Source organism: Halomonas sp. LMYGS-3 (assembly GCF_059509875.1).
Window position 1 is genome coordinate 22,529 of sequence record NZ_JCAKFQ010000022.1, and the last position, 23,485, is coordinate 46,013.

Below are 23,485 nucleotides of genomic sequence, written 5' to 3' on the forward strand. Positions count from 1 at the left end.
CTGGGGCCAGCGAGACTTCGTTGCATCATTCATGAAGAAAGGATCACATCATGACCATGGCTCATATTGCCGGCTATCCGCGCATCGGGGCGAACCGAGAGCTGAAAAAGGCCACCGAGGCTTACTGGAAGGGGGAGATCGACCTCGACGCCCTGGAGAGCACCGGCCGTGAGCTGCGCGCACGCCACTGGGCGGCCCAGCGCGAGGCGGGGCTCGACCTGGTGACGGTGGGCGACTTCGCCTTCTACGACCAGGTGCTCGACGTCTCGCTGCTGCTCGGTGCGGTGCCGGAACGCTTCGCGGCCGACGACGAGGTGGCCCGCGGCGAGGTGACGCTGGATACCGCCTTCCGCATGGCCCGCGGGCGGGCACCGACCGGTACCCCGGCGGCGGCCTGCGAGATGACCAAGTACTTCGATACCAACTACCACTACCTGGTGCCCGAACTCCACGCCGGCCAGACCTTCCGCCTGGCAAGCTCGCGGCTGTTCGATCAGGTGGCCGAGGCCCGGGCCGCCGGCCACCCGGTCAAGGTCACCCTGCTTGGCCCCCTGACCTGGCTGTGGCTGGGCAAGGCCCGGGACGAAGGGCTCGATCGCCTGAGCCTGCTGGAGGCCGTGCTGCCGGTCTACGGCGAGATCCTCGCGCGGCTGGCCGAGCAGGGCGTGGAGTGGGTACAGCTCGACGAGCCGGCGCTGGTACAGGACCTGCCGCTGGTCTGGCACCAGGCTTTCGAGGCCGCCTACAGCGTGCTCGGCCGAGCCCCCGTCAAGCTGCTGCTGGCCACCTGCTTCGGCGGCCTGGGCGACAATCTCAACCTGGCGGTGAACCTGCCGGTGGAAGGCCTGCACATCGACGTGGTGCGCGCCCCGGAGCAGCTCGACACCGTGCTCGACCGCCTGCCCGCCTACAAGGTGCTGTCGGTGGGTGCCATCGATGGCCGCAACATCTGGCGGGCCGACCTGGCGCTGCTGCACGAGCGACTCGCGGCGGCCCGCATGCGCCTGGCCAGGCGGCTGTGGCTGGCGCCGTCGTGCTCGCTGCTGCACGTGCCGGTGGACCTCGCCGCCGAAACCGAGCTCGATGTCGAACTGAGGAGCTGGCTGGCCTTCGCCCGCCAGAAGCTCGACGAGGTGGTGACGCTGGCGCGCCTGCTCGACGGCCGTGCCACGGCTCAGGACCGAGAGCGCGTCGAGGCCGCCACCCTGGCGTTGCAGGCGCGCCGGGACTCGGTGCGCATCCATCGACCGGCGGTGGCCGAGCGCCTGGCCCGGGGGAGGGCGGCCGACGCCGAACGCGTCGGTTCCTACCCGCTGCGGGCAGCCATCCAGCGGCGGGTGCTGGAGCTACCGCTGTTTCCCACCACCACCATCGGCTCCTTCCCCCAGACGGCGGAGATCCGGGCGGCCCGGCGGGCCGTCAAGGCCGGCGAGCTGGAGGCTGAGGTCTACGAGGCGCGCATGCGCGAGGAGATCGCCCACGCCGTGGCGCGCCAGGAGGCGCTGGGGCTCGACATGCTGGTGCACGGCGAGGCCGAGCGCAACGACATGGTCGAGTACTTCGGCGAGCAGCTCGAGGGCTACGCCTTCACCCGCTACGGCTGGGTGCAGAGCTATGGGTCGCGCTGCGTCAAGCCGCCGGTGATCTTCGGCGACGTCAGCCGCCCCGGCCCGATGACGGTGCGCTGGAGCCAGTACGCCCAGTCGCTCACCGACAAGCCCATGAAGGGCATGCTGACGGGCCCGGTGACCATGCTGCAGTGGTCCTTCGTGCGCGACGACCAGCCCCGCGAGACCACCTGCCGCCAGATCGCCCTGGCCCTGCGCGACGAGGTGCGGGACCTGGAGGCGGCCGGCATCCGGGCCATCCAGATCGACGAGCCGGCGCTCCGCGAGGGACTGCCGCTGCGCCAGGGCGAATGGCAGGCGTATCTCGACTGGGCCGTGGAGTGCTTCCGGCTGACGGCGGCTGGGGTCAGGGACGAGACCCAGATCCACACCCACATGTGCTATTCGGAGTTCAACGACATCATCGCCTCGATCGCCGCGCTGGACGCCGACGTCATCACCATCGAGACCTCGCGTTCCGACATGGAGCTGCTCGATGCCTTCCGCGAGTTCTCCTACCCCAACGAGATCGGGCCGGGGGTCTACGATATCCATTCGCCGAACATCCCCGAGGTGGACTGGATGGTTCAGCTGATGGAGAAGGCGGCCGAGCGCATTCCGCTGGAGCGGCTCTGGGTCAACCCGGACTGCGGCCTCAAGACCCGCGGCTGGGCCGAGGTGGAGCCGGCGCTGGCCAACATGGTCGAGGCCGCGCGGGTGCTGCGGCGGCGTCACGGCTGAGCCCGGGCGTTGAGCAGGAGGGGGCGGTTGGCGGAGCACCAGGCATCGAGCGCTGGTATTCTGGCACCACTCAGGAACACGACACCCTGCAAGGAGCCGCCATGTCTCGTCCTTCTGCTGTTTCTCTTCTGCTGTTCGGTGCCACCCTGGTGCTTGCCGGCTGTGCCGCCAGCCCGGGTGGAGAGGGGGCGCGCCCCGAGGTCGCCGACCTTGCCGCCGCCGACGGCAAGGTCGTGCAACCCGCGGCGCCCCTGATGCCCTCGGCCTTCTTCGCCGGCGGCGCCGAGGCGTTCGTCGGCTGGCGCTGCGCCCCGGCCCAGGACCTGGTCACGGCGCTGCCCGATGACGAGCTGCGGCTCTGGTCGGCCCACGGCGCCTGGCGGTTGCCGCCGGCGGTGGTGGCCAGTGGGGCCCGTTATCAGCAGGGCGAATCAGTTTCTGGAACAAGGGCGAGGAGGCCGTGGTGGAGGGGCCCCGCGGCCGTCTCGACTGCACCCGCGATCAGGTACGCAAATCCTTGACCCGACGGGACCGTCCCGGCGTGATGTTCCATGCCCGGGGCAACGAGCCGGGCTGGGTGGCCAGCCTGCCCAGCGACGTGCCCGAGATCGACCTGCTGCTCGACTACGGCAGCCGGCAGCTGACCCTGCCGTATCGGGTCACCACCCTGGACAACGGTGCAGGGCGGATGATCCTGGCCAGCGGCCGGGCCGACACCCCGTTCGAGCTGCGCATCGAGGGGCAGGCCTGCTTCGACGACATGAGCGGCGAACCCTTCCCGGCCCGGGTGACGCTGACCATCGACGGCGAGCAGTACAGGGGATGCGGGCAGGGCATCGCCCCTTGACGCGCACGACCTGTGTTCGCTCGTGGCGCGCCTAACGGTCCCGAGCTTTCGCTTTTATCGAATGAATTGCGCGGATTTTTGCGCTTTTCGTTGTAAAAAAACCACCTAGAATGGCGATCATTATCCTGTTAACGACACAAGGAGATCGCCATGACCACCCGCGCCCTCGTTCTCACCTCTTCCATTCTCGGCGGTCACTCCCAGACCCTGGCCGGGCACTTCATCGATCGTGCCGCCGCACGCGACGACCTCGACGTGACCACCCGCGACCTGGTGGCCGAGGAGCTGCCCCACCTGGGCCTGGCCGAGCTCGGCAGCTGGCAGGTGGCGGCCGCCGAGCGCACGGCCGAGCAACGCGAACTGGCGGCGCGCTCCGATGGCCTGATCGGCGAGCTGCTCGACCACGACGTGCTGGTGCTGGCGGTGCCCCTCTACAACCTGGGCATCCCGTCCCAGCTCAAGGCCTGGTTCGACCGGGTGCTGCGTGCCGGCGAGACCTTCCGCTATACCGAGAACGGCCCCCAGGGGCTGGTCGAGGGCAAGCGGGCGGTGATCCTGGCGGCCCGCGGCGGCCAGTACGCCGGCACGGCGCTGGATAGCCAGACCCCGCATCTGAAGGGCATGCTGGGCCTGATCGGTATCACCGAGGTCGACGTGGTCTACGCCGAGGGTCTCGCCATGGGCGAGGGCCACCGCGAGGCCTCGCTGAAGGAGGCGAAGCAGGCCATCGATGGCCTGGTGGGACGCCTGTAGCCTCGACGACCGAGTGGAGCACGATACGCGAGCGGGGCGGCCATTCGGCCGCCCCGTCGGCGTATGGCACCCGCCGCCGGCCAGGATATCGAGCGCAGCAATAAATCAGCGCTTCCCTAACAGGCCTCGGCGCGCTCGACCACCCACTGCCCGGTCACGAAGTCGCTGGTGCACAGCGGTGGCTCGGGGCGGCGGATGCGCTGCACCAGCCGGCCGAGGGCCGCGCGGCGTTCGCCGTCGGCCTGGTCGGGGCTGGCCAGCTGCACGCTCTCGGCCACCGGCCGCCACGCCCCGTCCTCGTGGGTCGCCAGGGTGAAGGCGAAGGGGTGGAAGCCGGGGAAGCCCAGGCGCAGGTCGGTGGCCACCAGCGTCTCGTGGCCGTCGAGCTCGCGCACCTCGTAGCGCAGGAAGGGGCCGGCGAACCAGTCCAGGCGTCGGCCGCGCTCGCTCTCCAGGGCCAGCGGTTCCAGTTCGGCCCTCCGGGTATAGGTCTCCAGCAGCGGCGAGGTGGTACCGTCGAGCAGGCCGACCAGGATCTCATGGTGGGCGTCGCCGTCGATCACGGTGGCCCGCCACAGCAGGGTATTGAAGGGCGTCGGCTGCACCAGGCGCGGGGCGTCCTGCAGGTCGTGCTCGGCCAGCAGCGGCTCGAGGCGACTCTCCACCCACAGCCTGGTGCCGAAGGCGAAGACCAGGTAGGCGCTGGCCAGGGCCAGGCCCCAGCCCGGGCCGCGCCGGCCGTTGCCGGTGATCAGGGCCACGCCGAGGCCGAGCAGCAGCGGCAGGGTGTAGAGCGGGTCGATGATGAAGACGATGGGGTAGGCCGTGGGCCTGAGGTCCAGCGGCCACCATAGCTGGGTGCCGTAGGTGGTCAGGGCGTCGAGCAGCGGATGGGTGACCAGGCACAGCACATAGAAGCCCCACCAGTGCCACAGCGGGATCGCCCGGGCCGCGCGCAGTCGCCAGGTAAGCAGCGCCAGCAGGGTGCCGAGCCCGGTGAGCACGAACAGCGAGTGGGAAAAGCCGCGATGCTCGGTGACGCTGGCCACGGCATCGCCATAGTCGATCAGGGCGTCGAGATCGGGCAGGGTGCCCAGCGCCGCCCCGATCAGCAGCGACTTGCGGCCGAGCCGGCGCCCCAGTACCACACCGCCGACCGAGGCGCCCAGCGCCACCTGGGTGACAGGATCCATGGTTCAGCTCCCTGGCGAGTGTCGGCCTTGTGGTGATACGCCGGGCCGCGAGCGCTTCCCGCTCACGGTCGCCGCACCCAGGCCGGGCCGGCGGCCAGGATCCGGGCCTGCACCGGGCAGGCCTCGTGGTGGGCGCCGGGCAGGTAGCCGGTGCTCATCAGGAACTCCTTCACGATCTCCGGGCCGGTAAAGCGGAAGGTGCGCTTGAAGAGCTTCACCCAGTCGGCGTGGGGCCGGGGATGGTGCTGGTCGAGCCAGGCGCGGAAGCTGCCGTGCTCGTCGCGCAGCCGCTGGATCACTCGCGCATTATGGATCGTCGCCTCGACCTTGAGGCGGTTGCGGATGATGCCGGCATCGGCCAGCAGGCGTTCGCGTTCGGCCTCGCCATAGGCGGCGATCCGGTCGATCGCGAAGCCGTCGAAGGCACGCTGGAAGGCCTCACGCTTCTTCAGCACGGTGAGCCAGGAGAGGCCCGCCTGGTTGATCTCCAGCACCAGGCGCTCGAAGAGCGCGGTGTCGTCGGCGACCGGGAAACCGTATTCGTGGTCGTGGTAGGGGCCGTGAAACGGATGGCCCGGCGCCAGGTCACAATAATGGCTCATCGATGGCTCTCGATCTTGGCAGGGAAAGGTCGGATTGCCGACAATACCAGTCTACCTTATTACACCCCGGGAGCAGGCGTCATGACACACAGCCCCCGGCCGTGTCGACCGCCCTTCCGAGATATTCAACGCCTGCACTCGCCGATCCACGACCCAGGAGAAGGACATCGCCATGCAGTACCTGCACACCATGGTCCGCGTCAGCGACCTCGACGCCTCGCTGCACTTCTACTGCGACCTTCTGGGGCTCAAGGAGGTGCGGCGCAAGGAGAACGCGAAGGGGCGCTTCACCCTGGTCTTCCTCGCCGCGCCGGAGGACGAGGGCCGCTCCGCCGAGCTCAAGGCCCCGGAGCTGGAGTTGACCTGGAACTGGGACCCGGAAACCTACACCGGCGGCCGCAACTTCGGCCACCTGGCCTATCGGGTCGACGACATCTATGCCCTCTGCGAGAGGCTGCAGGCGGGGGGTGTCACCATCAACCGCCCGCCCCGGGACGGCCACATGGCCTTCGTCAGAAGCCCCGACGGGATCTCCGTCGAACTGCTGCAGAAGGGCGACGCCCTGCCCCCGAAGGAGCCCTGGGTGTCGATGGAGAATACCGGCACCTGGTGATCAATCCGGGCGCCAGGCCATACGCCCGCTGCCGAGGAAGACGATGGCCACGGCGCCGAACAGGAAGAGCCCCTGCAGTTCCAGGGCCCAGCCGCCGTTGCTGGTGAACTCGGTGAGCTGGTGCATATGGGCCAGGAAGATCGCCACCACCATGTTAATGGCCATCAGCAGGCCGGCGATGCGGGTCTGCCAGCCGATCAACGCCATCAGCGGGGCCAGCACCTCGCCGATCAGCACCCCGTAGGCGAGGAAGCTGGGTAGTCCCTGGGCGGAGAGGGTATTGCCGATCCAGGTCAGGCTGCCCGGGTTGAGCAGCTTGGTCAGGCCGTGGGGCAGCAGCAGGCCGGCTACCGTCAGGCGCAGGATCAGCTTGCCGAGGGCGTCGTTGTGGAGGGCATGGAGCATGACGGGATCCTTGTCGGGCAGCAGGGGGGAATTGTCTGCGGGCGCCGGCTGATGCAAGCTTGGCGCTCGGTGCCGAGCATCGGCATGAACCGCTGTGAAGCCTCAAGGAAGATACCATGACGATCAATCGCTTCGCCAAGCCGCTCGTCGTGCTGCTGGGGGCGCTCACGCTGGCCGCCTGCAGCAGCCGCCCCGCGCCCGACCCCGGCGGCCGGACGGCCGCGCTGGAGGGGCCGGTCGTGGGGCCGCGCTGGAACCTGCTGCTGGTGGGGACCGACGAGCGCCTCTCGATGCCCGAATCCCCTCATTTCGTGGTTGCGCCGGACGGCCGGGTGAGCGGCAGCGACGGCTGCAACCCGCTGAATGGCCGGGTGCGACTGGGCGAGGGCAATCGCATCGAGTTCACCGAGCTCGCGACGACCCGCCGCGCCTGCCCCCAGGCGGCCGATGCCCGGCGCGTCACGGGGATGATGGAGAACGCCTACCGCTACCTGATCGACCATGACCGGTTGGTGTTCTTCGGGCCGGACCAGCGGGTACTGGGCGGCTGGCGCCGCGCCGACTGAGAGCGCGCGGCGTCTTGTGCGTGGCAGCCTGCTTCCCGCAGAAGGCAAGCGCGGGCCGAGGCCCGCGCTTGCGCTTGCTGGCTTGATTCAGCGTCCGGGCAAGGCGTGACGCACCTTGATCATGCCGGCGGTGATCGCGCGTGAGAGTCCCGGGCCCAGCGGTGTGAGCAGGATCCAGGGGGCGATGACCAGGTTGATGGCCATGGCGGCGAAATAGATGTCGCTGAACCAGTGGGCACCGCTGAGGATGCGCGGGGCGCTGAGCAGCACGGCCGCCAGGATGCCCGCCAGCGCCACCTTGCGGCCGGCGAAGCGCCACATGAAGGCGGTGAAGAGCAGCAGGTTCACGCCGTGGTCGCCGGGAAAGCTGCTGCTGGAGCTGTCCTTGGTGGAGAAGCCCACCATCTGGGTCACCAGGTTGACGTCCTCGTACACCACCGTCGGGCTCGGATGGGTATAGGGCACCACCAGGCGGACCCCCTGGGCGATGAAGACCGCGGCCAGCAGCATGGTGATGCCGATCCCCCCCCAGCGCAGCATCCGGTGCCGAGGCTCCGGGTCGCGGTCGATCGCCCACAGGTAGATGCTCAGCAGTACCAGCAGGCTGAACACGTCGAACAGCCGGTGGTTGCTGGCGGCCACGATCGTCACCCACAGGGTGTTGACGTCCTCCAGCCAGGCATTGGTGAGGAAGAAGACGGCATCGTCGAGCTCGTCCCAGAAGGTCAGGCTCGGGTAGAGCCAGCTCGCGATCAGGATCGCCCCCAGCAGGTTGCATAGCAGGATGCGGCCGGGTGAGAAGGAGGGCTTGGTCAGCGTCATCATGTGTGGCGTTTCCTCACAGCGCGGCGATCTTGTCGCGCTGTTCGACCAGCAGGTTGCGGGTGGCCTGGAAGTCGGCGAGCTTGCTGCGCTCCTTCTCGACCACCGCCGCCGGCGCCTTGGCGACGAAGCTCTCGTTGGCGAGCTTCTTCTCGATGCCGCCGATCAGCTTGTCCTGCTTGTCGATCTCCCGGGCGAGCCGGCCCAGCTCCGCCTCCTTGTCGATCAGGTCGGCCATGGGCACCAGCACCTCCAGCTCGCCGACCAGCTGGGTGGCCGAGAGGGGCGCCTGGGCGGGATCGTCGAGCCAGGTGGCGCGCTCGAGCTTGGCCAGCTTGGCGAGGAACGGGCGGTTGGCCTCGAGCCGCTCGCGATCCGCCGGGCCGCCCTTGGTCAGCAGCACCTCCAGCGGCTTGCCCGGGGCGATGTTCATCTCGGCGCGGATGTTGCGCACGGCGACGATCACCCCCTTGAGCCACTCGATGTCGCGGGTGGCGGCCTCGTCGAGCTTGTCGCTTTCCGGCTGTGGCCAGGGCTGGTCCATGATCGACTCGCTGCCGTCGCCCGCGGCCTTGCCGGCCAGCGGTGCCACGCGCTGCCAGATCTCCTCGCTGATGTAAGGCATCATCGGGTGGGCCAGGCGCAGGATCGCCTCCAGCACGCGCACCAGGGTGCGGCGGGTGCCGCGCTTGGCCTCGGCCGAGGCCTCGTCATCCCACAGCACCGGCTTGGAGAGCTCCAGGTACCAGTCGCAGTACTCGTTCCAGACGAACTCGTAGAGCCCCTGCGACGCATGGTCGAAGCGGAACTCCTCCATGGCGCGGGTCACCTGGGCCTCGGTCTGCTGCAGGCGCGAGACGATCCAGCGGTCCGCGAGCGACAACTCGACGGACGCGTCGCCTTGCCCTTCGAGAGAGAGACCGGTGTCCTGCCCCTCGGCGTTCATCAGCACGTAGCGCGAGGCGTTCCACAGCTTGTTGCAGAAGTTGCGGTAGCCGTCGAGGCGGCCCATGTCGAACTTGATGTCGCGCCCGGTGGTGGCCTGGGAGAGGAAGGTGAAGCGCAGCGCATCGGTGCCGTGGGGCTCGATGCCCTCGGGGAACTCGTCGCGGGTGGCCTTGGCGATCGCCTTGGCCTTCTGGGGCTGCATCAGGCTGCCGGTACGCTTCTCGACCAGCGCCTCCAGGTCGATGCCGTCGATCAGGTCGATGGGGTCGAGCACGTTGCCCTTGGACTTGGACATCTTCTGGCCCTGGCCGTCGCGCACCAGGCCGTGCACGTAGACCTGCTTGAAGGGCACCTCGCCGGTGAATTTCAGGGTCAGCATGATCATTCGCGCGACCCAGAAGAAGATGATGTCGAAGCCGGTGACCAGCACGCTGGAGGGATGGAAGGTCGCGAGCTCCGGGGTCTCTTCCGGCCAGCCCAGGGTGCCGAAGGTCCACAGCCCCGAGCTGAACCAGGTGTCGAGCACGTCCTCGTCCTGGGTCAGCGCCACGTCCGCGCCAAGGCCGTGCTTGGTGCGCGCCTCGGCCTCGGTGCGCGCCACATAGACGTTGCCATCACAGTCGTACCAGGCGGGGATGCGGTGGCCCCACCACAGCTGGCGGGAGATGCACCAGTCCTGCAGGTCGCGCATCCACGAGAAGTACATGTTCTCGTAGTTCTTCGGCACGAACTGGATGTCGCCTTTCTCCACGGCCTCGATGGCCGGCTTGGCCAGCGTCTCCACCGCCACGAACCATTGATCCGTGAGCAGCGGCTCGATGACGTCGCCGCTGCGGTCGCCGTAGGGCAGAGTGTTGCTGACCGTCTCGATCCGCTCGAGGAGCCCCGCGGCCTCCATGTCGGCGACGATGCGCTGGCGGGCCTCGAAGCGGTCGAGGCCGGCGTAGGCCTCGGGCAGGGTCGGGTCGATGTCCGGCAGTGGCCGGCCCTGGATATCGAAGGCCTCGGCGCGCTCGAGGATCGCAGCGTCCTGGGTGAAGACGTTGATCAACGGGAGACCCTGGCGGCGCCCGACCTCGTAGTCGTTGAAGTCGTGGGCCGGGGTGACCTTCACGCAGCCCGAGCCCTTGTCCATGTCGGCGTGCTCGTCGGCGACGATGGGGATGCGCCGCCCCACCAGCGGCAGGATGATCTCCTTGCCCACCAGTGACGCATAGCGCGGATCCTCGGGGTTCACCGCCACCCCGGTATCACCCAGCATCGTCTCGGGGCGGGTGGTGGCGACGACGAGATGATCGAGGCCGGTGTCGGTGGTCACGCCGTCGGCCAGCGGGTAGCGGAAGTGCCAGAACTGGCCCTGCTGGTCGCGGTTCTCCACCTCGAGGTCGGAGATCGCGGTGTGCAGGGTGGGGTCCCAGTTGACCAGGCGCTTGCCGCGATAGATCAGGTCCTCTTCATAGAGGCGCACGAAGACGTCCTGCACCGCCTGGTAGAAGCCGTCGTCCATGGTGAAGCGCTCGCGGCTCCAGTCGACGCTGGCCCCCATGCGGCGCAGCTGACGGGTGATATGGCCGCCGGACTCGTGCTTCCACTCCCACACCTTGTCGATGAACGCCTCGCGCCCCAGGTCGTGGCGGCTCTTGCCCTCCTCGGCGGCGACCTTGCGCTCGACCAGCATCTGGGTCGCGATGCCGGCGTGGTCGGTGCCCACCTGCCACAGGGTGTTGCGGCCCTGCATGCGCCGCCAGCGGATCAGGGTGTCCATGATGGTGTCCTGGAACGCGTGGCCCATGTGCAGGCTGCCGGTGACGTTGGGCGGCGGGATCATGATCGAGTAGGGCTCGCCCTCGCCCGAGGGGGCAAAGCGGTTGTCGGCCTCCCAGCGCTCGTACCAGCGGGATTCGATCTGCTCGGGTTGGTAGGTCTTGTCCATGGGGGTCTGGATCCAGAAATGATCACCTCCGGCTAGCTTAAGTGGCCGGATGGCAGGAGATGGCGACGAAAAATGGCGGTAATTATAACGCGAGGGGGCACCTGGCGTCAGCCTCACTGCCCGCGCAGAGAGTGAGCCTCCAGCGTTGGCGGTCCCTTTGGGGTCAGACCCCGGCGGTGTCGAAGCCGCTCGTCATGTGCATGACAGAGGGCTTGCTGGTTCGGCTGGGGTCTGACCCCCAAGGGGCCATGCCGCCGACATATGCAGCGAAAATACCGCAAACGTCGAGCAAGACGGGCGGCCCGGAGGCGCTAACGTTGCTAGCCCTGGCCGCGCAGCTGATGGGCCTTCACCGGATACCCCCGCTGCTTGTAGGTCTGCCAGCACTCGCGCTTGGCAGTCAGCACCTGCTGGTGCTGGTTGATGATCTCGGCGACCCGCTCGAAGCGCGAGAACCACTCGGGGATGCCGGGGTGCAGGTTGAGCAGCGCCTGCATCGGGGCATCCGGCGCCGGCGGGCCCTCCCAGCCGATGGTGACCGGCACGTCCTGCCCCGGCTCGCTGCCGAGCAGGGGACTGTCCACCAGGGCGTGGGGCAGGTAGGCGTCGGGACGGAAGGTCCAGAGCCGGTCGTCCAGCTCCCGGGCCATGGCCTCGTCCTCGGCGTGCAGGTGCAGCCGGTAGCCCTTGCGCTGGATGGTCTCGGCCAGGCGGCAGGCGAAGCCGAGACGCGCGTCCAGGGTGGTGTCGGGCAGGATGTAGAAGTCGATGCGGGTCATCTACAGCTCGTTGCCGTTCTCCACGCTACGGGCCTCTTCCTCGCGGTCGAGCAGGTACTGGGTCAGCAGGCCGACCGGGCGCCCGCTGGCCCCCTTCTGCTTGCCGGAGGTCCAGGCGGTGCCGGCGATGTCCAGGTGGGCCCAGGGGAACTTGTCGGCGAAGCGCGAGAGGAAGCAGGCGGCGGTGATGGTCCCCGCCGGGCGGCCACCGATGTTGGCCAGATCGGCGAAGTTGGAGTCGAGCTGCTCCTGGTACTCGTCCCACAGCGGCAGGTGCCAGGCGCGGTCCCAGGCGGTCTCGCCGGCATCGAGCAGGTCCAGCGCCAGGTCGTCGTCGTTGGAGAGCAGGCCGGTGGCGTGATGCCCCAGGGCGATGATCGCGGCCCCGGTGAGGGTGGCGATGTCGACCACGCTGGCGGGTTCGAAGCGCTCGGCATAGGTTAGGGCGTCGCACAGCACCAGGCGGCCCTCGGCGTCGGTGTTGAGCACCTCCACCGACAGGCCCTTCAGCGTCTTGATGATGTCGCCGGGCTTGGTGGCGCGGCCGTCGGGCATGTTCTCGGCGGCGGCGACCAGGAACACCAGGTTGAGCTTCGGCTTGATGGCCAGGATCGCCTTGGCGGTGCCGAACACGCTGGCCGCCCCGCACATGTCGAACTTCATCTCGTCCATGGCCTCGCCGGGCTTGAGCGAGATGCCGCCGGTATCGAAGGTGATGCCCTTGCCCACCAGCACGTGGGGCGCCTCGTCGGGGCTCTCGGCGCCGTGGTACTTCATCACGATCAGCCGCGAGGGCTCGGCGCTGCCACGGCCCACCGAGAGCAGGCTGTGGGCCCCCAGGCGCTCGAGCGCCTCCTCGTCGAGGATCTCCACGCTGAGCGCGCCGCCGGAGGCCTCGCCCAGGGCCTCGGCCTGCTCGGCCAGGTAGCGCGGGGTGCAGACGTTGCCCGGCAGGTTGCCCAGGGTGCGGGTATAGGCGACGCCTTCGCCCACGGCCTTGCCGATGCGGGCCCCCTCGCGGGCCGAGTCGGCATCGCCGTTCTCGCTGACCAGCAGGGTGACGCGCTCGAGCCGGGGGGAAGGTGCCGGCTCCGACTTGAATTCATTGAAGCGGTAGACCGCACGCTGGACGGCCTCGGCGACCATGCGAGCCTTCCAGTCGCAGGTGCGGTCGGGCAGCGGCACGTCGGTGAAGGCCACGGCGGCGTCATCCACCCGCAGCCCGGCCAGGGCAGTGAAGGCGGCGTCCAGGGCCTTGCGGAAGGCGCCCTCCCGACACTTGTCACGTTCCCCAAGCCCCACCAGCAGCAGGCGCTCGGCGCTGACCCCGGGGGCGAAGGGAATCAGCTGCACGTTGCCCAGTCTGGCCTCGAAATCACCGCGCTCGATCAACTGGCCGATCAGCCGCTCGCTGGCATCGTCGAGCTTGGTGGCGGCGGGCAGCAGGTCGCCATCCTTGAACACCGGTACCACGATGCAGGCCGTCTCGGTCTTGACGGGATTGCCCGTCTGAACTGGGAATTCCATGGTGTCTCCACAAGACAAGCGTAGGGGGATTCTGGATAATGCCGGCTCTCGGCCGTGTCACGCCAGTGTACCCAAGGCATGGCCCGAATGCATGGAAGGCGGCAGCATGATCATCTTTCGTTACCTGACCCGCGAGATCCTGCTCACCATGGCCGCGGTGGCCGGCGTGCTGCTGCTCGTCATCATGGGTAGCCGCTTCATCCGCTACTTCACCGATGCGGCCGAGGGGGAGATCCCGGCGAGCATCCTCGGCACCCTGATGCTGTTCCATCTGCCAGGCTTTCTCGAGCTGATCCTGCCGCTGGCCTTCTTCCTCGGTATCCTGCTGGCCTATGGCCAGCTCTATCTCAACAGCGAGATCACGGTGCTGGTGGCCTGCGGTACCAGCCCCAATCGGCTGCTGCAGGTGAGCCTGGTGCCGGCCACCCTGGTGGCGATCCTGGTCGGGTTGTGCAGCCTCTGGTTGACCCCGGCGGGCGCCCTGCACAATGCGGTGACGCTCGAGGAGCAGCGCAGCCAACTCGACTTCTCGGCGCTGGCGCCCGGCCGCTTCCAGGACTTCGGCGGCGGTCGTACCGCCTACATGGAGTCCATGAGTGACGATCAGAGCCTGATGCAGGGCGTCTTTATCAGCGAGCGCCAGCGCCGCCGCGACGGCACGCCGGAAAGCACCGTCACCCGGGCGGCGAGCGGTTACCAGACCGTCGATCCGGATACCGGCAGCCGGTTCCTGGTACTGGCCGATGGGGAGCGCTACAGCGTCGACCCCGGGCGCTTCGAGGCCGAGCGGCTGGTGTTCGAGACCTATGCGGTGCGGCTCTCCCAGGCCGATGACATGCGCGAGCTCGATTCGCCGGAGTACGCCACCACGGTGGCCCTGTTCACCGACGATTCGCTGCGCGCCAAGGCCCAGCTGCAGTGGCGGCTCGGCCTGCCGCTGATGGTCTTCATCCTCACCCTGTTGGCCATGCCCCTCTCCCGGGTCAACCCGCGTCAGGGACGCTTCGCCAAGCTGCTGCCGGCGATCTTCCTGCATGTCGCCTACCTGAGCCTGCTGCTGGCGGCGCTGGATGCCATCGGGCGCGGATCGCTGCCGGCGGCGGTGGGAATGTGGCCGATCCACGGGGCCTTCCTGGCCCTCGGCCTGGCGATGATGGCCCGTGCCCAGCACAAGGGGATCAGCGGATGATTGCCGATCGCTTCGATCGTTACCTGGCCCGCAACGTCCTGGCCGCCATCATCGTGGTGCAGGTGGTACTGCTCGGCCTCGACCTGGTGATCACCTACATCAATGACCTGGACGACGTGGAGGGCGACTACGGTGCCTTCCAGGTGCTGCTCTACCTGCTGATGCGCCTGCCCTGGCGCTTCTACCAGTATGCGCCGGTGGGAGTGTTGATCGGCGCCCTGATCGGCCTGGGCAGCATGGCCTCGAGCAACGAGCTCACCGTGATGCGTGCCGCCGGCCGTTCACTGACCCGTATCCTCTGGGGGGTAATGAAACCGATCATTCTGGTGGTCGCCGTGGTGCTGTTCATTGCCGAGTACGTCAGTCCCCGCACCGAGCAGTTCGCCAGCGCCTGGCGCCTGGAGCAGATGCAGGGGGAGGGGGCGGTGCTCACCGAGCGCGGTGGCTGGCAGCGCGAGGGTGACAGCTATTATCGCTTCGGTGCCATCCGCGCCGACGACACCGTGCTCGACCTGACCCGTTACCGCTTCGAGGACAAGGTGCTGAGTGAGGCCACCACCGCCGAGCGAGCGGTCTGGCGGGAAGGCGGCTGGGTGCTCGAGCGGGTCGAGGTGACCCGCTTCGAGGACGAGCGCACCGAGGTGGAACATCATGACACCCGGCAGTGGGAGACCACCCTGACCCCCGAGCAGCTCAGCCGCCTGCTGCGGGCGATCAACAGCCAGGCGCCCAGCGAACTCTGGGCCTATGCCCGCTATCTACAGGCCCAGGGGCTTCAGGCCACCCAGCCGCTGCTCTACTTCTGGCAGAAGATGCTGATGCCCCTGACCATGGGCTCGCTGGTGCTGGTGGCGGCCTCCTTCGTGTTCGGTCCGCTGCGCAGCGTGGCCGCCGGCACACGGGTGTTCTACGGCGTGGTCACCGGCCTGGTGTTCAAGTACCTGCAGGACCTGCTGGCGCCGGCCTCCACCGTATTCGGCTTCTCGCCGGCCTGGGCGGTGCTGGCACCGACCCTGATCTGTGCGGGGTTGGGGCTCTACCTTTTACGACGAACCGGTTGAGGGTGTTTCCTCCCCATGCAACGACGCTTCGGCAATCTCGACGATGTCTGGCCCGCCGGCCTCGGGCGGCGGCTGGGCGCGATGCTCTACGACAGCTTCCTGGTGGCGGCGATCTGGCTGCTGATCACGGCCCTGCACCTGGTCGTCGTGAGGCAGGGGCTGGGCCTTTCGGCCGAGCAGGTCGGCGCCGGCCTGCTCCAGGTGATCAGCCTGCGGTTGCTGCTGCTGGCCGGGGCCTTCGCCTTCTTCGCCTTCTTCTGGGTCCGGGGCGGCATGACGCTCGGCATGCAGGCCTGGCGACTGCGGGTACAGACTCTCGATGGCTGCACCATCACCCTGGGCCAGAGCCTGGTGCGCTTCCTGGTGGGCGGCCTGTCACTGGCCGCCTTCGGGGTGGGCTATCTCTGGATCCTGTTCGATGCCGAGCGGCGCAGCTGGTCGGATATCGCCTCGGGCACCCGGGTCGTGGTGCTGCCCAAGCCGCAGCGGCGTCGCTGAGGCAACTTCGTTCTCATCCTTAGGTCGAATGAGAACAAATTTCTTCTTCCTATGCTTGCGATAGGCTATGCGAATCATTTACATTCGTCACGGTAATCAGAGCCGAGGTGAAGTCGATGTACGTGTGTCTTTGCAAGAGCGTGACTGACCACCGGATCCGTCAGGCGGTCGAGGATGGTGCGCGCAGCTGGCGCGAGGTGCAGCAGGAGACCGGCTGCGGTACCCAGTGTGGCAAGTGCGCCTGCATGGGCAAGACCATCACCCGCGACGCCGTGGTGAGCGAAATGGCGAGTTCCTCCGCCGACCTGGCCTACGCGGTCTGATTGCCTTCCGGCTTCCCTGGCCCTGAGCCACTTCCGCAAGACGTCAATCGCTATTATTCTTGTTGGCTTTTCTCCCCAACTCTTTGTCGCTGTTGGACTTTTTTGCTGTCATGGCCAATACTGCGGATTGTCCGTAGAGCGCCGATACGCTCGGACGACGGGCTCGCACCGTGCGTTGCCCCCTGACACCCGACCCAGACGACATAGGGAGAGACGCAATGAAAGGCGACAAGAAGGTCATCGAGCACCTCAACAAGGCGCTCGGCAACGAGCTGGTGGCCATCAACCAGTACTACTTGCACGCCAAGATGTACCAGGACTGGGGCCTCAAGGCGCTGGCCAAGTGGGAGTACGACGAGTCCATTGACGAGATGAAGCACGCCGACAAGCTGATCGAGCGGATCCTCTTCCTCGAGGGCGTGCCCAACCTGCAGGACTACGGCAAGCTGTTGATCGGCGAGAACACCCGCGAGATGCTCGAGTGCGACCTCAAGCTCGAGCAGGCCGGGCGCGACGACTACATCGCCGCCATCGCCCACTGCGAGAAGGTCAAGGACTACGTCAGCCGTGATCTCTTCCGCCATATCCTCTCCGATGAAGAAGAGCACATCGACCACCTCGAGACCGAGCTCGGCCTGATCGACAAGGTCGGCCTGGAGAACTACCTGCAGACCCAGATGCAGGAAGCCGGCGACGAGTGACCGCCGCCCCGCGGGATGGACGTGGACGCCGCCCCTGCCCCAGGCTTGAGCGTTGCGGGCGACCGGCTGCGGCTCGAGGGTGACTGGACCACCCTGACGCTGTCCCCGGTTGCCGAGCGCGCCCTGGCGCTGAGCCGTCAGGGGCCCTGGCGGCTGGAAGCCGGGGGCATCACGCGGCTCGACAGCAATGGCGCCCGGCTGCTGGTACTGCTCGGTGACGGCACCATGCCGGCCGGGCTCGACGCTCGCTGGCAGCCGCTTCTCACCCTGGTGCAGAAGGCCCTGCACGAAGCTCCGCAACATCCCCTGTCCCGTCCCGGCTGGCTCGAGGGCTTCGGCCGCCGGGTGCTTCTCTCGCTGGACCAGTTGCATCACCTGTTGGCGACCCTCGGCCAGCTGTGCCTGGCCCTGATCGCCCTGCTGCACGCGCCCCATCGTCTGCGCTGGCGCGAGACTCTCAACGTGGTGGTCACCAGCGGTGCTCTGGCGGTGCCGATCATCGCCCTGCTGGCCTTCCTGCTCGGCGGGGTACTTGCCTACCAGGGGGGTATCCAGTTGCGCACCTTCGGGGCCAACATCTTTATCGTCGAACTGGTCACCCTGACCCTGTTCCGCGAGTTCGGCCCGTTGATCACCGCGATCATCGTCGCTGGCCGCTCCGGTGCCGCCTTCACCGCCGAGCTCGCCACCATGCGGGGCAACCGCGAGATCGACGCCCTGCTGACGCTGGGCATGTCGCCGGTGGAGCGGTTGCTGCTGCCCAAGTGGCTGGGGCTGGTGATCGCCATGCCGCTGCTCACCGTGCTGGCCAATGCCGCCGGCCTGGTGGGCGGCGTGCTGGTGGCCGATCTCATGCTGGGGGTGGACTTCGATACCTTCCTGCGGCGCGTGCCCCAGGTGGTGGCCAGCCATCACTTCTGGGTCGGCATCGGCAAGTCGGTGGTGTTCGGCATGGTCATCGCCCTGGTGGGTTGCAGCGAGGGCATGCGCGCCCGGGGCGATGCCGAGAGCATCGGCCGCAACACGACCTCCAGCGTGGTGCAGTCGATCTTCTGGGTGATCGTGCTGGATGCCCTGTTCTCGGTCCTCTTCAACCAGCTGGGGTGGTGAGTTGGCCTCACATGACGCGAGCGTGCCGGTAGCGCTGGCGGGTCTGGAGACCCGCTTCGGCGACCTGGTGGTGCACCGGGGGCTCGATCTCGAGGTACGTCGCGGCGAGGCGCTGGGCATCGTCGGTGGTAGCGGCAGCGGCAAGTCGGTGCTGCTCTCGGTGATCAGTCTGCTCAAGGCGCCCCATGCCGGCCGGCTCAGGCTGTTCGGCGAGGAGGTGGACCTCGTCATGAGCGAGTCGCGGCTGATGCCGCTGCGCCGGCGGCTCGGGGTGATGTTCCAGCAGGGGGCGCTGTTCTCGTCGCTGACGGTGCTGGAGAACGTGATGCTGCCGCTCACCGAGCATACCCGGCTGCCGGCCCTCTTGATCGAGGAGTTCGCGCGGCTGAAGATTGCCCTGGTGGGGCTGCCGCCGGAGGCGGCCGAGCGCTATCCCCGGGAGCTCTCGGGCGGCATGCTCAAGCGGGCCGCGGTGGCCCGGGCCCTGGCGCTGGACCCGGAACTGCTGCTGCTCGACGAGCCCAGTGCGGGCCTCGATCCGGTCAGCGCGGCCGAGCTGGACGCCCTGTTCAACACCCTGCGCCGGGCACTGGGCCTGACCCTGGTCCTGGTGACCCATGACCTGGACTCGCTGTTCACGGTCACCGACCGGGTGGCCTACCTGGGCCAGGGGCGGGTACTCGAGGTGGCACCGCCGCGGGTGCTGAGCGAGAGCCGCGAGCCCGAGATCGCCCGCTACTTCGGCAATGCCCGGGCGCAGCGCTTCCGGGGAGAAGCCTGATGCCCGAGCGGGCCAGCGTTGTTCCGAGGAGAGCGCCATGCAGACCCGAGTGAATCCCGCCCTGGTGGGCGCCTTCGTGCTGGGGCTCGCCGCCCTGCTGGTGGCGATGGTGGTGTGGCTGGCCGGTGAGCGTGACCAGCACGACTATCTTCCCTACCGGGTCGAGGTGGAGGAGTCGGTGGCCGGGCTCTCCGAGCGTGCCACCGTCACCTATCGTGGCGTCGAGGTGGGTTTCGTTGAGCGTATCGCCCTCAGCGGTGACCTGGCGCGGGTCGTGGTTACCCTGCGGGTGGCGCCCGCCTACCGGCTGCGCGAGGGCACCAGCGCCACCCTGCGCAGCCAGATGCTCACCGGGCGCACCTCGGTGGAACTCTCCGGTGGCGAGGGCCCGGTGCTCGACCACGGCGCTCGCGAGCCACCGACGCTCGCCTACCAGCCCTCGCGGCTCTTCCAGCTCGACCAGGCCCTGGGCGATGCGCTCGACCGGGTCGATGTGATCGCCGAGCGCACCGCCAGCATCAGCGAGCGCATCGACGACCTGCTGAGCGACGAGAATCGCGAGTCGGTGAGCCGGCTGCTGGCCAGCATGACCCAGAGCGCCGAACGCCTCGAGCAGGTGCTCGACGACGACAACCTGGAGAGCTTCCTGGCGACGCTGCACAACCTGGAGGCGCTCACCGCCAGGCTCGAACGCTTCTCGGGCGGTGCCCTGGACGATCTCGACGGCCTCGGCGACGACACCCGCGAACTCCTCACCAGCCTGCGCGCCACCCTCGACCAGCTCAGCCGAGGGGCCGGCGAGAACCTGGCCATGACCGGCGAGCAGGTGCGGCGCACCCTGGGACGTTTCGACGACCTGGTGGAGCAGCTCGGTGATCTCACCCGCGAGCTGGAGCAGAACCCCCGGCAACTGCTGTTCGGCCCCGATCGCCATCCCCCCGGCCCGGGAGAGCGCTGAGCATCCACAGGGAGTCTTCCATGTTACCAAGGACGTGCCTGCATTGCCTTCGGCTGTCGTGCCTGCTGCTGCTCGCGCTGCTGGTCGGCTGCGTGACGCCCGGCAGCCGCGAAGCGGCGACGCCGTTACGGCTGGAGACCCCGGCGCCTCCCGCAGAGCGGTCGCAGCGCTTCGCGGCCATGAGCGTGGAGACGCCGCGCATCACGGCCGGTATCAGCGATACGGCGCTGCTCTATATCGAACGGGACTTCCAGCGGCGTCCCTATGTCCAGTCGCACTGGGGGGCGCCGCTGTCGCGCCAGCTGGGCGACCTGGTGGCCGACGAGCTCTCCCGCAGCGGGCTGGTCGGGGTGGTGCAGCGGAGTGGCGCGGCGGGCCTGCAGCTCGAGGTCGAGGTGCTCGAATGGCTGCACGATTATCGCGGCGACGCGCCCGAGGCACTCATCGCCCTGCGTACCACCCTGCGTGGCGAGCGGGGTGTGATCGCCCAGTGGCGCTGGAGCGAGCGGCGTGATTTCCGCCCAGCCGGGGCGGAAGCGGGCCTTGCCGCCCAGCAGGCGCTGCTGGAGGTCTGGCTCGAGGCACTGCTCGAACGGCTCGACACCCTGGCCGACGAGGCCCGTTGAGGTCCGTTGAGGCCCGTTGAGGCCCGCGTGAGCGCGTCGCCCGCCCTGCGCCGGCCAATGATCTACGCTGGTGCAGAGGCCTCTCGTCGCGGCACCGGCGAGGCCCCGCCCGGTGTCCCCCGCGATGGCCCCCCGCCATGGCCCCGGGGCGTACGTTCCCCCTATCGGTGCTGCGTCGGCCCATCCCCGACCGGGACGCGACGGGGTGGCAGGAAAGCTGCATCTCAACAATGACAACTCACATGGTTACGAGAGGGCTGGATCCATGAGTCGAATCTCTTCCCGCACGTCCTTGCTCGGGGCCGGCCTGGTGGCCGGTGCACTCGGTGCCTCTCTGCTCGGCGCCTCCCTGGCCCAGGCCGACGAGACCCGCATCCGCTTCCAGCTCGACTGGCGCTTCGAGGGGCCCTCGGCGCCCTTCCTGATGGCGGTGGAGCGCGGCTACTTCGCCGAGGAGGGGCTCGACGTGCAGGTGGATTCCGGCAGCGGCTCCGCCGGCGCCATCAACCGGGTGGCGTCCGGTGCCTACGAGATGGGCTTCGGTGACCTCAATGCCCTGGTGGAGTTCCTGGCCGAGAATCCGGAGGCGCCCGGGATCCAGGGCGTCTACGTGGTCTACGACGGCACCCCGGCCTCGGTGTTCGCGCGCAAGGATCGCGGCATCGAGTCGCCCTCGGACCTCGCCGGCAAGGCCCTGGCCGCCCCCGCCTTCGACACCGGCTATCGCGCCTGGGGCATCTTCGCCGCGGCCAACGAGCTCGATGCCGAGGCCGTCGAGTGGCAGAACGTCGACCCCGCCCTGCGCGAGACCCTGCTGGTGCGCGGCGACGTGGACGCCATCACCGGCTTCTACTTCACCAGCCTGCTCAACCTGGAAGGGCGTGGCATGGGCGAGGAGGAGCTGACCATCCTGCCGTTCCCCGACTACGGCGTACCGCTCTACGGCAACGCCATCGTCGCCAGCGAGGCCTTCACCGAGGCCAACCCCGAGGCCGTCGAGGGCTTCCTGCGCGCCTTCAACCGCGCGCTCGCCGAGACCCTGGCCGATCCGGACGGCGCCATCGAGTACGTCCGGAACCGCGATGCGCTGATCGACGTGGAACTCGAGACCCGGCGCCTCAAGCTCGCCATCGACAGCGTGATCGATACCGAGGATGCCCGCGCCAATGGCGCCGGTGCCGTCGATGAGGAGCGCCTGCGCAACGCCATCCAGCTGGTCGCCGACGCCTACGACCTGCCCTCGATTCCCGAGCCCGAGCGGGTCTTCACCTCGCGCTTCCTGCCGCCCCGGGAGGAGCGGATGATCTTCCCGGGCCAGGGAGACTAGGCATGGGGGAGCCCTTCGTCGCCTTCGACCAGGTGAGCCTGGCCTATGACGACTCCGGCAACGCCATCGAGGAGATCAGCCTGACTATCGAGGAGGGCGAGTTCGTCGCCTTCGTCGGCCCCTCCGGGTGCGGCAAGTCGACCTTCATGAAGCTCTGCACCGGCTTGCATGCGCCCACCGCGGGCCAGGTGAGGGTCGACGGCGCGCCGGTGGGCGGGCCGCTGAAGATCTCCGGCATGGCCTTCCAGAACGCCAACCTGCTGCCCTGGCGCACCACCCTCGACAACGTCCTGCTGCCGCTGGAGATCGTCAAGCCGTACCGCCACCAGTTCCGCCGGCGCCGTGCGGAGTTCGTCGGCTGGGCCCGCGACCTGCTGCGCACCGTGGGGCTCGAGGGCTACGAGGAGCAGTACCCCTGGCAGCTCTCCGGCGGCATGCAGCAGCGTGCCTCGATCTGCCGGGCGCTGATCCACCGGCCACGCCTGCTGATGCTCGACGAGCCCTTCGCCGCCCTGGACGCCTTCACCCGCGAGGAGCTGTGGTGCGTGCTGCGCGACCTCTGGGAGGCCCAGCACTTCACCGTGGTGCTGGTGACCCACGACCTGCGTGAGGCGGCCTTCCTGGCCGATACCGTCTATGTGATGAGTCGCCGGCCGGGACGCATCATCGAGCAGCGCCGCATCGACCTGCCGCGGCCGCGGGAACTGGCGACGACCTATGAGGAGCCTTTCACCTCACTGGTGCAGGCACTGCGCGCGCAGATCGGCGAGATCCGCAGCCGCTGAACGAGGAGGCGACATGTCAATGAGCGAGAAGACCCGTGAGCGCCTCGCCCCCTGGGCGGCGGTGGCGATCCTGGTGGTGGTCTGGGAGGCGGTGATCCGTCTGCTCGACGTGCCGGAGTTCATCTTCCCCGGCGCCTGGGCCACCGCCCAGGCGCTGGTGACCTTCGCCGGGCCCATCGGCATGCACTCCTGGCAGACCTTCTGGACCACCATGGCCGGGTTCGGCATCGGCGTGGTGGTGGGGCTGGCGCTGGGCTTCATCATCGGCTCGTCGCGCTTCCTCTACCACGCCTGCTACCCGCTGCTGGTGGGCTTCAACGCCATCCCCAAGGTGGCCTTCGTGCCGATCCTGGTGGTGTGGTTCGGCATCGGCTCGGTGCCGGCGATCCTCACCGCCTTCCTGATCTGCTTCTTCCCCATCGTGGTCAACGTGGCTACCGGCCTGGCGACCCTGGAGCCGGAGCTCGAGGACGTGCTGCGGGTACTCGGGGCACGGCGCCTCGACGTCCTGCTCAAGGTGGGGCTGCCGCGTTCGCTGCCCTACTTCTTCGCCTCGCTGAAGGTGGCCATCACCCTGGCCTTCGTCGGCACCGTGGTCTCCGAGACCGTGGCCTCCAACCAGGGCATCGGCTACCTGATGATGAGCGCCGGTTCGCAGATGCGCATGGCGCTGGTGTTCGCCGGGCTGATCGTGATCAGCGCCATGGCCATGGTGATGTACGAGCTGTTCGCACTGATCGAGAAGCGGATGACCGCCTGGGCCCACCGCGGCCAGCGCTGACACCGATCC

25 protein-coding genes are annotated in these 23,485 nt (G+C 68.4%); 18 read left to right on the forward strand and 7 right to left on the reverse strand.

Annotated features, from left to right (window positions below; translation table 11 throughout):
* The first annotated feature begins 50 nt into the window (after positions 1 to 50).
* The 4 genes from metE to AC5W54_RS17140 all read left to right on the forward strand — a co-directional run bounded on the left by metE (position 51) and on the right by AC5W54_RS17140 (position 3,948).
* Entirely contained in the window at positions 51 to 2,348 is a 2,298-nt protein-coding gene (gene metE, locus AC5W54_RS17125; protein WP_495963310.1) for a 5-methyltetrahydropteroyltriglutamate--homocysteine S-methyltransferase, read from the forward strand.
* A gap of 101 nt (positions 2,349 to 2,449) precedes the next feature.
* Positions 2,450 to 2,869, forward strand: coding sequence for a hypothetical protein (locus tag AC5W54_RS17130; protein WP_495963311.1), 420 nt, complete (start codon positions 2,450 to 2,452; stop codon positions 2,867 to 2,869).
* On the forward strand, positions 2,866 to 3,195 hold the full coding sequence (locus AC5W54_RS17135) for a hypothetical protein (protein WP_495963312.1): 330 nt from the start codon (positions 2,866 to 2,868) through the stop codon (positions 3,193 to 3,195). The genes AC5W54_RS17130 and AC5W54_RS17135 overlap by 4 nt, the downstream gene beginning before the upstream one ends.
* Positions 3,196 to 3,345: 150 nt before the next feature.
* Positions 3,346 to 3,948, forward strand: a complete 603-nt coding sequence (locus tag AC5W54_RS17140) for an FMN-dependent NADH-azoreductase (RefSeq protein ID WP_495963313.1) — start codon at positions 3,346 to 3,348, stop codon at positions 3,946 to 3,948.
* Between the two features lie 116 nt (positions 3,949 to 4,064).
* Here the strand turns inward: AC5W54_RS17140 and AC5W54_RS17145 are convergent, their stop codons facing one another.
* Positions 4,065 to 5,141, reverse strand: coding sequence for a metal-dependent hydrolase (locus tag AC5W54_RS17145; protein WP_495963314.1), 1,077 nt, complete (start codon positions 5,139 to 5,141; stop codon positions 4,065 to 4,067).
* A gap of 62 nt (positions 5,142 to 5,203) precedes the next feature.
* Positions 5,204 to 5,743, reverse strand: a complete 540-nt coding sequence (locus AC5W54_RS17150) for a DNA-3-methyladenine glycosylase I (protein ID WP_495963315.1) — start codon at positions 5,741 to 5,743, stop codon at positions 5,204 to 5,206.
* Positions 5,744 to 5,915: 172 nt separating this feature from the next.
* On the opposite strand from AC5W54_RS17150, the gene AC5W54_RS17155 reads away from it, so the two are divergent.
* Positions 5,916 to 6,356 carry a VOC family protein gene (locus AC5W54_RS17155; protein ID WP_495963316.1) on the forward strand — a complete coding sequence of 147 codons (441 nt, stop codon included), beginning with the start codon at positions 5,916 to 5,918 and terminating at the stop codon, positions 6,354 to 6,356.
* Here AC5W54_RS17155 and AC5W54_RS17160 read toward each other — a convergent pair whose 3' ends face one another.
* Positions 6,357 to 6,761, reverse strand: a complete 405-nt coding sequence (locus tag AC5W54_RS17160) for a DoxX family protein (protein ID WP_495963317.1) — start codon at positions 6,759 to 6,761, stop codon at positions 6,357 to 6,359. It lies immediately after the preceding gene.
* Positions 6,762 to 6,877: 116 nt separating this feature from the next.
* Between AC5W54_RS17160 and AC5W54_RS17165 the strand changes: the two genes are divergently transcribed.
* Entirely contained in the window at positions 6,878 to 7,327 is a 450-nt protein-coding gene (locus AC5W54_RS17165; protein WP_495963318.1) for an META domain-containing protein, read from the forward strand.
* An 87-nt stretch (positions 7,328 to 7,414) separates the two neighbouring features.
* Here AC5W54_RS17165 and AC5W54_RS17170 read toward each other — a convergent pair whose 3' ends face one another.
* The 4 genes from AC5W54_RS17170 to AC5W54_RS17185 all read right to left on the reverse strand — a co-directional run bounded on the left by AC5W54_RS17170 (position 7,415) and on the right by AC5W54_RS17185 (position 13,336).
* On the reverse strand, positions 7,415 to 8,152 hold the full coding sequence (locus AC5W54_RS17170; RefSeq protein ID WP_495963319.1) for a phosphatase PAP2 family protein: 738 nt from the start codon (positions 8,150 to 8,152) through the stop codon (positions 7,415 to 7,417).
* A 13-nt stretch (positions 8,153 to 8,165) separates the two neighbouring features.
* Positions 8,166 to 11,030: a valine--tRNA ligase gene (locus AC5W54_RS17175; RefSeq protein ID WP_495963320.1), complete on the reverse strand. Its 2,865-nt coding sequence runs from the start codon at positions 11,028 to 11,030 to the stop codon at positions 8,166 to 8,168.
* Between the two features lie 320 nt (positions 11,031 to 11,350).
* Complete coding sequence (locus AC5W54_RS17180; RefSeq protein ID WP_495963321.1) at positions 11,351 to 11,809, reverse strand: DNA polymerase III subunit chi; 459 nt, start codon at positions 11,807 to 11,809, stop codon at positions 11,351 to 11,353.
* A complete protein-coding gene (locus tag AC5W54_RS17185; RefSeq protein ID WP_495963322.1) occupies positions 11,810 to 13,336 on the reverse strand; it encodes a leucyl aminopeptidase in 1,527 nt (508 codons plus the stop codon).
* A gap of 106 nt (positions 13,337 to 13,442) precedes the next feature.
* Between AC5W54_RS17185 and lptF the strand changes: the two genes are divergently transcribed.
* From lptF to AC5W54_RS17245, 12 genes are all read left to right on the forward strand, one after another.
* Positions 13,443 to 14,525, forward strand: coding sequence for an LPS export ABC transporter permease LptF (lptF, locus tag AC5W54_RS17190; protein ID WP_495963323.1), 1,083 nt, complete (start codon positions 13,443 to 13,445; stop codon positions 14,523 to 14,525).
* A complete protein-coding gene (gene lptG / locus AC5W54_RS17195; RefSeq protein WP_495963324.1) occupies positions 14,522 to 15,586 on the forward strand; it encodes an LPS export ABC transporter permease LptG in 1,065 nt (354 codons plus the stop codon). The genes lptF and lptG overlap by 4 nt, the downstream gene beginning before the upstream one ends.
* Before the next feature lie 15 nt (positions 15,587 to 15,601).
* Positions 15,602 to 16,084 carry an RDD family protein gene (locus tag AC5W54_RS17200; RefSeq protein ID WP_495963325.1) on the forward strand — a complete coding sequence of 161 codons (483 nt, stop codon included), beginning with the start codon at positions 15,602 to 15,604 and terminating at the stop codon, positions 16,082 to 16,084.
* Between the two features lie 116 nt (positions 16,085 to 16,200).
* Positions 16,201 to 16,407: a (2Fe-2S)-binding protein gene (locus AC5W54_RS17205; RefSeq protein WP_495963326.1), complete on the forward strand. Its 207-nt coding sequence runs from the start codon at positions 16,201 to 16,203 to the stop codon at positions 16,405 to 16,407.
* A gap of 218 nt (positions 16,408 to 16,625) precedes the next feature.
* Positions 16,626 to 17,108 (forward strand): bacterioferritin, encoded by a 483-nt coding sequence (gene bfr / locus AC5W54_RS17210; protein WP_495963327.1) that lies wholly within the window; start codon positions 16,626 to 16,628, stop codon positions 17,106 to 17,108.
* Between the two features lie 21 nt (positions 17,109 to 17,129).
* The gene (locus tag AC5W54_RS17215) at positions 17,130 to 18,218 is read left to right on the forward strand and encodes an ABC transporter permease (protein WP_495963328.1); all 1,089 of its coding nucleotides are present in this window, start codon (positions 17,130 to 17,132) and stop codon (positions 18,216 to 18,218) included.
* A 1-nt stretch (position 18,219) separates the two neighbouring features.
* Complete coding sequence (locus tag AC5W54_RS17220) at positions 18,220 to 18,999, forward strand: ABC transporter ATP-binding protein (protein WP_495963329.1); 780 nt, start codon at positions 18,220 to 18,222, stop codon at positions 18,997 to 18,999.
* Positions 19,000 to 19,036: 37 nt separating this feature from the next.
* The gene (locus AC5W54_RS17225; protein WP_495963330.1) at positions 19,037 to 19,957 is read left to right on the forward strand and encodes an MlaD family protein; all 921 of its coding nucleotides are present in this window, start codon (positions 19,037 to 19,039) and stop codon (positions 19,955 to 19,957) included.
* Between the two features lie 20 nt (positions 19,958 to 19,977).
* Positions 19,978 to 20,583, forward strand: a complete 606-nt coding sequence (locus AC5W54_RS17230; protein WP_495963331.1) for an ABC-type transport auxiliary lipoprotein family protein — start codon at positions 19,978 to 19,980, stop codon at positions 20,581 to 20,583.
* 265 nt (positions 20,584 to 20,848) lie between these two features.
* A complete protein-coding gene (locus AC5W54_RS17235) occupies positions 20,849 to 21,910 on the forward strand; it encodes an ABC transporter substrate-binding protein (protein ID WP_495963332.1) in 1,062 nt (353 codons plus the stop codon).
* Positions 21,911 to 21,912: 2 nt separating this feature from the next.
* Positions 21,913 to 22,695: an ABC transporter ATP-binding protein gene (locus tag AC5W54_RS17240; RefSeq protein WP_495963333.1), complete on the forward strand. Its 783-nt coding sequence runs from the start codon at positions 21,913 to 21,915 to the stop codon at positions 22,693 to 22,695.
* A 19-nt stretch (positions 22,696 to 22,714) separates the two neighbouring features.
* Positions 22,715 to 23,476 (forward strand): ABC transporter permease, encoded by a 762-nt coding sequence (locus tag AC5W54_RS17245; RefSeq protein WP_495963334.1) that lies wholly within the window; start codon positions 22,715 to 22,717, stop codon positions 23,474 to 23,476.
* Positions 23,477 to 23,485 lie beyond the last annotated feature (9 nt).